Annotated in this window: 12 protein-coding genes; 8 read left to right on the top strand and 4 right to left on the bottom strand. The window is 31.3% G+C overall.

Annotated elements, in window-relative coordinates:
- Positions 1 to 147: 147 nt before the first annotated feature.
- Complete coding sequence (gene pyrF / locus B4L98_RS00710) at positions 148 to 1,503, top strand: orotidine-5'-phosphate decarboxylase (RefSeq protein ID WP_291071857.1); 1,356 nt, start codon at positions 148 to 150, stop codon at positions 1,501 to 1,503.
- Between the two features lie 73 nt (positions 1,504 to 1,576).
- Here pyrF and B4L98_RS00705 read toward each other — a convergent pair whose 3' ends face one another.
- On the bottom strand, positions 1,577 to 3,028 hold the full coding sequence (locus B4L98_RS00705; protein ID WP_291071855.1) for a M20/M25/M40 family metallo-hydrolase: 1,452 nt from the start codon (positions 3,026 to 3,028) through the stop codon (positions 1,577 to 1,579).
- Positions 3,029 to 3,123: 95 nt separating this feature from the next.
- Complete coding sequence (trmB, locus tag B4L98_RS00700) at positions 3,124 to 3,801, bottom strand: tRNA (guanosine(46)-N7)-methyltransferase TrmB (RefSeq protein ID WP_286495708.1); 678 nt, start codon at positions 3,799 to 3,801, stop codon at positions 3,124 to 3,126.
- A 135-nt stretch (positions 3,802 to 3,936) separates the two neighbouring features.
- Between trmB and B4L98_RS00695 the strand changes: the two genes are divergently transcribed.
- Both B4L98_RS00695 and B4L98_RS00690 read left to right on the top strand, forming a co-directional pair.
- Positions 3,937 to 4,350 carry a hypothetical protein gene (locus B4L98_RS00695; protein ID WP_291077313.1) on the top strand — a complete coding sequence of 138 codons (414 nt, stop codon included), beginning with the start codon at positions 3,937 to 3,939 and terminating at the stop codon, positions 4,348 to 4,350.
- Positions 4,351 to 4,530: 180 nt separating this feature from the next.
- Positions 4,531 to 5,004: a DUF6702 family protein gene (locus B4L98_RS00690; RefSeq protein ID WP_291077311.1), complete on the top strand. Its 474-nt coding sequence runs from the start codon at positions 4,531 to 4,533 to the stop codon at positions 5,002 to 5,004.
- A gap of 49 nt (positions 5,005 to 5,053) precedes the next feature.
- Here B4L98_RS00690 and B4L98_RS00685 read toward each other — a convergent pair whose 3' ends face one another.
- Complete coding sequence (locus B4L98_RS00685; RefSeq protein WP_291077308.1) at positions 5,054 to 6,310, bottom strand: D-alanyl-D-alanine carboxypeptidase; 1,257 nt, start codon at positions 6,308 to 6,310, stop codon at positions 5,054 to 5,056.
- Positions 6,310 to 7,212 (bottom strand): mechanosensitive ion channel family protein, encoded by a 903-nt coding sequence (locus tag B4L98_RS00680; protein ID WP_291077306.1) that lies wholly within the window; start codon positions 7,210 to 7,212, stop codon positions 6,310 to 6,312. Before B4L98_RS00680 ends, B4L98_RS00685 begins: the two co-directional genes overlap by 1 nt.
- Before the next feature lie 178 nt (positions 7,213 to 7,390).
- On the opposite strand from B4L98_RS00680, the gene B4L98_RS00675 reads away from it, so the two are divergent.
- From B4L98_RS00675 to B4L98_RS00655, 5 genes are all read left to right on the top strand, one after another.
- Positions 7,391 to 8,692, top strand: coding sequence for an OmpA family protein (locus B4L98_RS00675; protein ID WP_291077304.1), 1,302 nt, complete (start codon positions 7,391 to 7,393; stop codon positions 8,690 to 8,692).
- 111 nt (positions 8,693 to 8,803) lie between these two features.
- On the top strand, positions 8,804 to 9,934 hold the full coding sequence (gene tgt / locus B4L98_RS00670; RefSeq protein ID WP_286495712.1) for a tRNA guanosine(34) transglycosylase Tgt: 1,131 nt from the start codon (positions 8,804 to 8,806) through the stop codon (positions 9,932 to 9,934).
- 1 nt (position 9,935) lies between these two features.
- On the top strand, positions 9,936 to 11,030 hold the full coding sequence (locus tag B4L98_RS00665) for an LptF/LptG family permease (RefSeq protein WP_286495713.1): 1,095 nt from the start codon (positions 9,936 to 9,938) through the stop codon (positions 11,028 to 11,030).
- A gap of 178 nt (positions 11,031 to 11,208) precedes the next feature.
- Complete coding sequence (locus B4L98_RS00660) at positions 11,209 to 12,459, top strand: hypothetical protein (RefSeq protein ID WP_286495714.1); 1,251 nt, start codon at positions 11,209 to 11,211, stop codon at positions 12,457 to 12,459.
- A 25-nt stretch (positions 12,460 to 12,484) separates the two neighbouring features.
- Positions 12,485 to 12,705 (top strand): hypothetical protein (locus B4L98_RS00655; RefSeq protein WP_291060620.1); only part of this gene is annotated, 221 nt, incomplete at its 3' end.

The following is a 12,705-nucleotide window of genomic DNA, read 5'->3' as shown; positions in this document are numbered from 1 at the left end:
ATTTTAAATACATAATATTTCATTTTTCGAACAAATTATAAATCAAATCAGTATAAATATTCAATTTTTATTCATCTTAAAATTAATTTTCGTGAAAATGCCATAAATGACTCAAAAACCTATTAACTTTGCTCAAACATTACACAGATGCAACCAAGAGAAGATTTTTTATTGAAAGCTTACGAGCTGGGAATTATAAAATTTGGAAATTTTACTTTAAAAAGTGGTATAGAATCTCCTTTCTATGTCGATTTAAGACCTTTGGCTTCTAGTCCACAATTACTAAAAACTTTAGCAAACAATTTATTAGATTTAGTAGAAGATGTAGAATATGACTTGATTTGTGGTGTGCCTTACGCAGCTTTGCCAATGGCGACTACAATGAGTTTAACATCGAATATTCCTTTGATTATCAAACGTAAAGAAAACAAAGGTTACGGTACTAAACGTATGGTAGAAGGTGTTTTTGCAGAAGGACAATCTTGTCTTTTAGTAGAAGATGTAATTACATCTGGACAATCTTTATTAGAAACAATTGATCAAGTTGAACGCGAAGGTTTACGTGTAAAAGATTTGGTTGTTGTTTTAGACCGTGCACAAGGTGGTTCAGACAAATTAAAAGAACAAGGGTACAACGTGATAACGTTATTTACAATTCACGAAGTAATCGATATTTTACATAAATATCACCGTTTGAGTGATGATGAAGCGAAAAAAATCAAAGACTTTTTAGCTTTACCTCCAGAAGCGGCTCCTGCAAAACAACGTATTGCATTGGAAAACAAAAAAATTGTACATCCAGTTGGAAAACGTTTAGTTGAATTAGCACTTAAAAAACAATCAAACTTGATTGCTTCTGCTGATTTAATTACTTCTGAAGAAATTATTGATTTCGCTGGTAAAGTTGGTGATCATGTTGTTGCTTTAAAATTACATTCAGATATTATTCAAGATTTTTCGGACAATTTAATTGTTGAATTGAAAAAAATCGCACGCGAAAAAGAATTCTTATTATTCGAAGACCGTAAATTTGGTGATATCGGAAATACACAAGAATTACAATTCAAGAAATCGATTTATAAAATTTCTGATTGGGCAGATTTAGTAACTGTTCATCCAATTGGAGGTTTAGAATCATTAAAAGTTTTCGAAAATACAGGCGTAATCACAATTGTAGAAATGTCTTCGAAAGGAACATTGACAGACGATTATTACTTTACAAAAGCAATTAATGTTTCGGAACAATCTGGAAATGTTTTGGGAGCTGTTGCGCAACGCCAAGTTCCTGATAACTTGTTGTTGTTTACACCTGGTGTTAATATTTCTTCGACTGGAGATAATAAAGGACAACAGTACAATACGCCTGAATTGGTTTTCAAAAATTACCACACAGACTTTATGATTGTTGGTCGTGGAATTTACAAAGCTGCTGATGTAAAAACTGCAGCTAAAGAATACCAAACTTTAGGTTGGGTTTCTTACTTACAAAGTTTGAATAACTAAGATTTAGATAAATTTTAAAAATATAAAGCAAGCTAAATTAAGCTTGCTTTTTGTTTTTTATTTCGTTTGAATTTTACTTCAATACAAATTTATGAGAAATAGAATTTCCTTGATTGTCATTAATTGTAGCTATATAAAACCCTGTTGATAAATTAGACAAATTTACACTTCCGTTTGATTGATCAGAATTAAACATTTTAACAGTTCGTCCAGTTGCATCTATAATTTTTATCGAAATTGATGCATTAAAATTTAGTTGATAACTCAATATTTTATTTGAAACAAAAATTTTAGACGAATTTTTATCGACATCATTTGTTCCTAAAGTTGAGGTCTTAGCCGCTTCAACCACATATTCAATTCCTAATTTCGTAAATTTTGCTGCGTGTGTAGACGTACTTCCCATTGAAGCATAGGTATCGTTTACAGAATGTATATAAGGATTATCTTCTCCCATTTTAGCTTCAAAAGGTAAAGTTGCTGCAAAACCATTTTCGTACCAACTAAAATGATCAGAACATCCATAACCACATTTTGACGTATCATATGTAAATTGATGCAAACCAGTTGTGTTATATTCGTACATCAATTTCATCAAAAACGAATTGAGATTTGCATCACAATAAGCATCCGTCATCAAAATAACATCCTTTGCAGAACCTTTGTAATTCGTCATATCAAATTGTACATAACCTATTACATTTTTATTCTCCGAAGCGTATTTCTGCGCAATTTCTTTCGACCCTACCAAACCTATTTCTTCTGCTGCATAAGCCATAATTTCGGTAGTTCGTTGCGGTTTGAAATTATTTTTTAACAACACACGCAAAACTTCTGTAATTATTGCAATTCCAGATGCATTATCATCTGCTCCTGGTGCAAAAGTTTGATTTGCATTCCAACCAACAGTCGAATCGGCATGACCTCCAATAATCACAAATTCATCTTTCTTTTCAATTCCATTAAAAGTCAAAATCAACGACTTCATTGGCGTATTCACATGATCAACGATTCTTACAAATACGTCAGTTCGTCCTGCATCAGCAATCATTTTCACCCAAACTTCCTTCAATTTAAGAACCGCATTATTTGCTTCTTGTCGTGTATGATAACGCGTTTTGAAATCTTCTAACATCAAAATTGTTTTCTCAATTTCTTTGACATCAACATCATTCAATGCCGTAGTTATAAAAGCTTGTTCTGATATTGTATAATTGAAAGGTGCTTTTTTCTGAGATGGCTTTTCTTGAAGTGATTGTAGTGCATCTTCTTTCGAATTTCTAAAAATATAACCATGTCCATGGGCAAATTTCCCATGTAAACTTTCAGCAATTTCTGGATGAAAATAAATAGCAGAAAAATTATTTTTTGAAGAAATTATTTCAATAGAATCCGCATGATTTTTTTGTAAAAAAGCGGCATTCTCAGTCTCCATTGTCGCAAAAATGAAATTTTCTCTGGATTGCGCAAAAGAATAAAGCCCATTCAATAAAAATGTGGTAAGTAGTAAAAGTTTAGTTTTCATAAAAAATCATATTAGTGTAAAACAAATATATGATTAATAAACTTTTATCAAATTTATTTCAAATAAAAAAATCCATCAAAAGATGGATTTTTTTATTAATATTTTAATTGAAATTTTATATAGGTAATCTTTTTACCTTCTTCCAAAAATTTCGATTCATAATATGTTTGTACAGCTGTTACAATTGCTGGAATATCCGAATGATCTGGGTGATAAACATCGTGTGTAGAACGAATCACTTCGTGCCCTTCGATGTGAATAACACCATGTGTATATCCGTGTAAAAATTCAGAATCCGTTTTTAAGTTTACTGTTCCTTCTGGTTTCAAGATAGTATTATAACGTCTCAAAAATTCAGGATCTGTTAAACGATGTTTTGTTCTTCTGTATTTGATTTGTGGATCTGGGAAAGTAATCCAAATTTCACTCACTTCATTTTCAGCAAAAAGATGATCGATAATTTCGATTTGAGTTCGAAGAAATCCAGCATTTTCAATTCCTTCATCCAAACAAGTCTTAGCACCACGCCAAAATCTTGATCCTTTAATATCTACTCCGATAAAATTACGATCCTTGTCACGACGTGCCATTGCAACTGTATATTCTCCTTTTCCGCATCCAAGTTCTAACACAATTGGATTATCGTTCTTGAAAAATTCTTTGTTCCAATTTCCTTTTAATGCAAACTCGTTAATCGCCTCTTCTCGTGTTGGTTGCACAACATTCTGAAAAGTTTTATTTTCGTTAAATCTTCTGATTTTATCTTTTCCCATTTCGGATATATTTTGCGCGAAATTACGAGATTTTGCTTAATCTAAAAAACTGTTCTGAAAACACATAAATATCATCAAATAGTATTTATGTAAAAAGGTTTGTTATTTTTGTATTGAAAAACTAAAATTAGAAAAATGGATTTTATCAAACAATTTCATAATGGCTGGGCTTATCTTGTGATTTTGATGGGCGTTATCTTTGTGATTTCAACATTAATTTATGCGATTTCTAAAAAAGATACAAACGCAACAATTAAAAAAATCGGGTTATTTACAACCATTACTTTTCACGTTCAATTATTACTTGGATTAGTCTACTATATTATGATGTTTTCTGCTTTGGAACCATCAGGAATAATGAAAGACTCTGGCTTAAGATTAACTTTTGTTGAACACCCTATGATGATGATTGCAGGTGTTGTTTTTATGACAATTGCTAATGCAAAATTAAAACGATCTACAACTGTACCAATGAGCGTTGCAGTCTTTGCAATTATTGGTTTAGTTTGTATTTTAAGTAGAATTCCTTACCATGTTTGGTTTGCTTAAAAATTTAGAATAAATTCATAGAAAAGAGTATTAAGTTATTAATACTCTTTTTATATTTTTATGTGATTTATAATTTTTTTATTCTAATTTCGTTATTAACAAGTCGCTAAAGCTTTCTTTTAAATTTTAAGAATCTTTGGCACTCCATTTGAAATAGACTTGTACAAACTAAGAAATAAAATGAAATATATAAAATATCTATTCTCTTTGCTTTTGGTTTTAGTAGCTTTTAACCTAAGTGCCCAAGATTTTCATACAGCAAATATCAAGGTTGATTACGAACAAGAAACCGGAACTTTAAATATCACTGCACGTTCATTTACCAATCAGTTGGAAAAAGCCGTTGGTGCAGATGTTTCGAACAAATCTAACTTCGAAAACAAGTTGAAAGCGTATGTAAATAGTAAAGTTGATGTCAAAGTAAATGGTAAAGCTTTGGGAACTTCTTATTATGGTTATCAGGTAAATGATAAATCGACACGAGTTTTTTTTAAGTTTGATAAAATTTCTAATATCAACTCGATAGAACTAAAAGTAGCTTTGTTGACAGATATTTTTAATGATCAACAAAACATTGTAACCTTTGATGTCAAAAATAAAAAAGACACAAAAGTATTAACAGGAAATAACGACACCGTAAAGATGTCTTTCTAATAAAGCAAAAGCCTTCCGATTTTGGAAGGCTTTTTTATTTCAAATATGCTTAATAATTATCTCTAATAATTCGCAATAACTTTTCATTCTCATTTCGAATCCAAGATAAATCTTTGATTGAATTATTATTCATCAAACTAAAAATTAACGTTCTTCCAGATTTCGTTTTCAAATAACCACTCAACGTTACATTATTGTTCAACGTTCCTGTTTTGGCGTAAATATAAGGTTGCACTGAATCTTTGTATCTATTTTTGATTGTTCCAGTTTTACCACCTATTGGGAAAATAGAAAACAAACGTTGCTCGGGAAATTCGTTGTACATTTTCCCCAAAACTTGAGCAAAAATTTGCGGTGTAAACAAATTGTAACGCGATAATCCCGAACCATCAAACCATTCTGGTTGTTGTTTCAAATCATTCAATAAATATCTTTTCGAAAAGGTAATCGTTTCAGAAGCGCTCAGTTTTCCTGGTAAAGTACTCGAAGCTAAAATCAATAAATGTTCTGCCAAAAAATTATCGCTATTTTCCATCATTTCGCGGTAAACATCATCTGATTTCTGACTATAAAACACTTTCGGATTATTAACCATTGGTGTTTTGACCATATCAACAGGTTTACCTAAAATTTGCGACAACAATTTTTCTATCACCGTTTCATTCACAATAAAAGGAACTTTTTCTGTTCGTTTTTTATTACTGATATAAAATTTATTATCATAGAAATTCCTCGGCTCTAGCATTTCTTTAATTTCTGTAAATTCTTCAAAATATGTTGGAAATGTTTTGATTGAACTTCCTTTTTTCGAAATCGAAACTAAATTTTCATGAATTGGAAATTGACTTCTTTCTGGTGCATAATCTTTTCTAAAATCGTCCCATGTCCAACCTGGTAAAAAAGATTCTTCGTCGAAATTATTCCAATGAAAAACAATTTTAGAACCATTATTTTTCAAAAAATCTAACGTTCGTGTATTTTTATATTTTGGATGCAAAAAAGTTGGGTCTCCAGTTCCTTCGATATGAAATTCGTCGCCAATCAATTGATATTTGAATGCAGGAATCGAATCATTTAACATTTTCATCGCTGTATACAACGTAAAAATTTTGGTGTTTGATGCTGGAATAAAAAATTTATTCCCGTTATAATTATAAATTTCTTCTTTCGTAATTGGATCATATAAATAAAATCCCGTGAATTGAGTGGAATAGAAATCTGAATTGAGATGTTTCTCAATTAATTCGGTCTGTGCAAAAAGATGCACAGACAAAAAAATTGATAATATGGTAAGTAAATACTTCATTAATCTTTGTTCTCGAAAGGAATTGTTGACGAGTTCGATTCGTTTTTAATAATCATTTCTGTATGTGGATAAGGCATCGAGATATTGTTGTCGTCTAACGCATATTTTACCGCGCGATACAATTGCCAATAAGCTGTCCAATAATCGCTATTTTTCACATAACAACGCACAGCCAAATTCACAGAACTTGCAGCAAATTCTAGAATCTCAACCGTTTTAGATTGTGTATCATCAACCAATTCATTTTTCTCTAAAACATTCAACAAAACTTCACGCGCTTTGTCAAAATCATCATCATAAGAAATACCAACATTTACATCTAATCGACGATATTCTTTTACAGAATAATTGGTAATTGGATTGTTAAATAAATTTCCGTTTGGCAAAGTAATAATCTGTCCTTTTGCAGTTGCAATTACTGTATTTAGTAAATTTATCGACTCTACACTTCCCTCATTTCCTTGTGAAACAATGTAATCTCCAACTTTGAAAGGTTTGAATAGAATAATTAAAATTCCTGCTGCAAAATTTGACAAGGAACCTTGCAAAGCTAAACCAACTGCTAAACCAACACCTCCTAAAGCTGCAACAAAACCAGAAGCACTAAAACCTAATCGATCCACTACAAACATAATTACTATCGTTTTTAGAATTATATTAATAATTGGGATTAAAAATGATCGGACAGACAAATCAACATTTCGTGCTACCATTCTTTTTTCGATTAACTTGACAAGTTTACCTGTTACCCAAAAACCTATTGTTAAGGTTAGTAAAGCAGAAACCAAGCTCCAACCAATCTCAGAACCTTTTGTCATAATCCATCTCGAAAAAACCTCCAGATCTTTAAATGGCGTTGTTATTACATCTTGCAAACTATCTACTTTGTCTTGCTCTTGCATAATTATTCTTTTTTAATTGTAATTCAGAGGATAAAATTAGCTCCAATCTTACATCTTTTCAAAAAAATAGAAAAATTATCATTTTTTTTAACTAATTTTAATGAATGTGAATATTAATACAATATTCATTAAGAATAAATTACAACTAAAAAAAGGCTATAATTAAAAATTAAAATCTATGGACATTATTGAATTAGTAAAAGGGTATATTACCCCAGATTTGATCTCGAAAACTTCATCAGAATTAGGTGAAAGTGACTCGGGGATTTCTAAAGCAATCAGTGCATTTGTTCCAATTATTTTGGGAGGTGTTTTAGAAAAAAAGAATTCTACTACAGGTTTATTCCATACCATCAAATCTTTTGGTGCTTCTCGTGGATTAGCAAATATCTCGACAGAACAAGAAACGCCCGACACGATCAAAGAATTAATCAATGTTATTTTTGGTTCGAATGCGCAACCAATCGTTTCTAAAATTGCTGAATATGCAGGGATTTCGACAGGTTCATCTTCAAAATTATTAGACTTAACAGCTTTAACAACCTTTGGATCCATTGGAAAAGAAGCCGAATTTAACAATGTAACAGAAGCTGATTTCTTTTCATCTTTAGGAGGAATTAAAGATAAAATTTTAGGATTAATTCCAACTGGTTTAGGACTTGGAGCTTTAGGTTTAGGAACAATGTTTAATGATGCGCCTAAAATCACTGAAACAATAGATGTTGCAAAAGATCATGTAACTGAAACTATTACAGAAACAAGAAAAGTAGTTGATGTAGAACCGGAAGAAAAACCTTATGTAGCGCCAGTTGATGCTTACGCAGAAACTCATAACAACAATGGTGGCGGAGGTTTTTGGAAATGGTTAATTCCATTGATCCTACTTGCTTTAGCAGCCTTTTTCTTATTAAAAAAATGTAATAAAGACGAAGAAAAAACAGTTGTTACAGAAGAAACTGAAATTGTAGTTGATTCATTGAATACTGATTCTCTAAACGCTGCGCCAAAAGAATTATCTGATATCGATTTAGATGGTGTTGCTTTGAAAGGATACGCAAATGGATTAGAAGATCAAATTATCAAATTTATCAAAGCGCCAGATTTTGCAACAATGACAGAAGATCAATTGAAAGAAAAATGGTTCAACTTTGATAATGTCAACTTCGTTTTTGGTAAAACAGATCAATTAGAGCCAGGTTCTGACGTTCAATTAGATAATGTTGCTGCAATTTTGAAAAAATATCCAACTGCAAAAATTAAACTTGGAGCATACACAGATAAAGTTGGTGATGATGCGAAAAACAAAGTAATCTCTCAAAAAAGAGCAGATTACTTAAAAGCTGAATTAACAAAACGTGGTGTTGGTGCGCAAGTTATTGCTGCCGAAGGTTACGGAGAAGAATTTGCAAAAGTAGCTGAAACAGCTTCTGACTCAGAAAGAGCTTCTGATCGCAAAATGTCATTACGTTTCACAAAATAATCATTTCATAAAATTTCCAAATAAGGGTAAAGGCTACTTTATCCTTATTTTTTTGTTATTTTTTTCGAAACCAACTCGCAACAAGCTAAACAATTAATATCTTTGCACACTATGAAATTTTCAATCGATAAAAAAGACGAATTTTCTAAGGCAAGAGCTGGTGTTGTAGAAACCGATCATGGTAGAATCGAAACACCTATTTTTATGCCTGTTGGTACAGTTGGTACAGTAAAATCTGTTCACCAACGTGAGTTAGAAGAAGATATTAAGGCCCAAATCATTCTTGGAAATACTTATCATTTGTATTTGCGTCCAGGAACTGATATTTTGCACAGAGCGGAAGGATTACATAAATTTATGAATTGGCAAAAACCAATCTTAACAGATTCTGGAGGATTCCAAGTGTATTCTTTAGCAACAAGTCGTAAAAAATCTGAAGAAGGTGTGCGTTTCAAATCGCATATCGATGGTTCTTACCATATGTTTACACCAGAGAAATCAATGGAAATCCAACGTTACATCGGAGCAGATATTTTTATGGCTTTTGATGAATTAACAGGAATTCCTGCAAAATATCATGATGCGAAACGTGCCATGCATGTTACACATCGTTGGTTGGAGCGTTGTAGAACTTGGTTAAACAATAATCCTGAATATTACGATCACAAACAAACGCTGTTCCCAATTGTACAAGGAAACGATTTTAAAGATTTACGTCAAGAATCAGCAAAATATATTGCAGATTTCGGTGCAGAAGGAAATGCAATTGGTGGATTATCTGTTGGTGAACCAGAACCTGTGATGTACGAAATGACGGATATCGTAACAGAAATTCTTCCACAAGACAAACCTCGCTATTTAATGGGAGTTGGAACACCTTGGAATATCATCGAATGTATTGCTTTAGGAGTTGATATGTTCGACTGTGTTATGCCAACTCGTAATGCGCGTAACGCCATGTTGTTCACGTGGAATGGTGTTATGAATATGAAAAATGCAAAATGGAAAGATTGTTTTGAACCATTAGACGAAAACGGGACTAGCTATGTGGATAGTTATTACACAAAAGCCTATGTTCGTCATTTGTTCAATGCCAACGAAGCTTTAGGAAAACAAATTGCATCAGTTCATAACCTTGCCTTTTATTTAGATTTGGTAAGAGTGGCAAGAGAACATATCTTAGCAGGAGATTTCGCTCAATGGAAAGAACAAATTGTTCCACAATTAAAACAACGTCTGTAGTTTGAAAATAATTGATAAATACATCATCCGAAACTTTATCGGAACCTTCATCTTTATGGTTTTGATTTTATCTACTATCGCCGTAATTGTCGATCTTAGTCAAAAATTAGGACGTATTAATGATAGTGGTTCTACTGCATATTCTGCATTAACCGAATTTTACCCTTATTGGTCAATTTGGATTATCAACACCTTTTTACCGATTGCTGTTTTCATCTCCGTGATCTATTTTACATCACGACTGACGATGCAAACCGAAATTGTAGGTGTGCTTTCGGGTGGTATTAGTTTTTATCGATTTACACTTCCATATGTTTGGGTGGCTATATTTTTAGCAATTTCCGCTTTATTAGTAGGAAATGTAGTTTTACCTTGGGCAAATATTAAAAAAAATAAATACCAATATACCCATTTATTGAGTAATAACGACAAGGAAGAATATTACAAACGACAACGTATCGGTTCGCAAATTTCTCCTGATGAGTTTGTTTTTGTGGATAGTTATGACAGAACTGAAAAATTAGGAAGTTCTTTTATGTATCAAAAATTTGATTCGACTGAGTTGAAAAAACAAATCATCGCTTCAAGTTTTAATTGGAATGATAAAGATTCTACTTATGCATTAATGAGTGTTTACACACGCGAAATTAACAAGGATAAAACTGAAAAGTTAAATTACGAAGCCAATACAAATTTGAAGTTACCAGCTTCTCCTGACGAAATTTTACCAGAAGAATATGTTGCCGAAACAATGAATACCTTCGAATTAAATGAATTTATTCAGAAACAAAAAGCAAAAGGTTCTGCCAATGTAAATACATACGAAAATGAATTAAATAACCGTTTGAGCGGTCCATTTTCAACTATTATTTTGACACTTTTGGCTCTATCGCTTTCATCTAAAAAACGTCGTGGAGGAATCGGAATCAATCTTGCAGTTGGTATTTCGTTAGCGTTTGTCTACATTTTCTTCTCGCAAACAACGTCTACGTTTTCCGAAAAAGGATATGTTTCGCCACTTGTCGCCTCGTGGATACCAAACATCGTCTTCGGATTACTAACTTTGTTTTTATATTTCAGACGAGCTCGTTCATAAAATATTTCAAAAATCCAGTTTCGAAAAGAACTGGATTTTTTATTTGATATTAAACCAATTATATTTTTAATTAAAAGAATATTTTTTTTATTCAATTGATAATAAGTAACTTTAAAATATTCTAAATTAATTTCTTAGATTTAAAAAAAGTTGAAGTGTAAAACTAAAATCAATTGATATGAAAAAAAATTTACTCCTTTTATTTTTAATCCTTTCGGTTTCTATTTTTTCACAAGAAACATTAAATACAATGTTTTATAATGTGTTCAAATTTCCGAATTCACTTCCTCAAAATCGTCAATTGATCTTAAGAGATATTTTAGACGAATACAAACCAGATTTATTTATGATTTGTGAATTAGTAACAGAAAATGGCGCTGATTTAATCTTAAATACATCTTTGCAAAATCAACCTGATAAATTTGCTCGCGCACTTTTTGTGGCTGATACAACGAAATTAGATGATCCGTTACAAACAATGGTTTTTTATAATACACGTAAATTGACGTTGGTTAATCAACAAAAAATCCCAACAGTTTATCGCGACATCAATCAATATTCTTTTCAATTAAATATTACTTCAAACGATCCCATTCATTTAGAAGTTTTTGTTGCGCATCTAAAATCAAGTACAGGACCTGCAAATCGTCAAATGCGTTTGGAAATGGTGCAAGAAGTCACAAAATCCTTGAAAAAATTAACGCAACCTAATACATATGTTCTTTTTGCTGGAGATTTTAATTTTTATAATTCATCAGAACCAGCTTATCAAGAAATTATCAATCCGGCAAATGCTATTTTGATGATTGATCCATTAAATGCACTTGGAAATTGGCAAGACAATCCAGCTTTTAGTTATTTACATACACAAAGTACACGCGTTTCTAACATAGGTTTTGGAAGCGGAACTAATGCAGGGGCAAGTGGCGGTTTGGACGATCGCTTTGATTTTATTGTGATGAGTGAAAATTTCAAAAACAGCTCACGTTTTTCTTTTATAAACGATAGTTATAAAGCGTATGGAAATAATGGAGATTGTTTGAATAAAGACGTTAAAGATCCTGATTGTACGGGCATTTACTCTCAAACTCTACGAACTAATTTGTACAATATGAGTGATCATTTACCTGTTGTCATGCAATTTAAAATTCATGAGAATTTGAGCACAAAATCAATTGAATCAAAACCTTTTATCTGGTTAAAATCAGCAAATATTACGAATGATAAAATTATAATTGGTATTGATAAAACACAATTAAATACTCAAAATAATATACTTTTCATTTACAATTCAGTTGGACAAAGTGTACAATCGGTTCGTATTAATAATCAATCAAATATAACGATTGATTGTCAAAGCTTAGCTTCTGGAATTTATTATATAAAAACAAAAGAATCGAACGAAATTTTAAAGTTTATAAAAAAATAATATTTTTATAAACAATAAATCCAATATGAAATATTTTATTCTGATACTTTTTACATTTCTCTTATTTAATTCTTGTGAAAATGAACAGATAATTCACTCTAATTTAATTAAAGAAAGTGAAAAATTTTTCGAAAAAAGAAATATAAATTCTAAAGATTTTAAAACCCTATTTTATATCAAAAAAGGTGATGATTATGCTCATTATGTTTTAAAATATTATAAAGTACCCGTTGTGCATTTTAAATA

Source organism: Empedobacter sp. UBA5528 (genome assembly GCF_002426075.1).
GTDB lineage: Bacteria > Bacteroidota > Bacteroidia > Flavobacteriales > Weeksellaceae > Empedobacter > Empedobacter falsenii_B.
The sequence above is the reverse complement of the archived record's forward strand: the minus strand, read 5'-3'. Positions and strand labels throughout refer to the sequence as shown.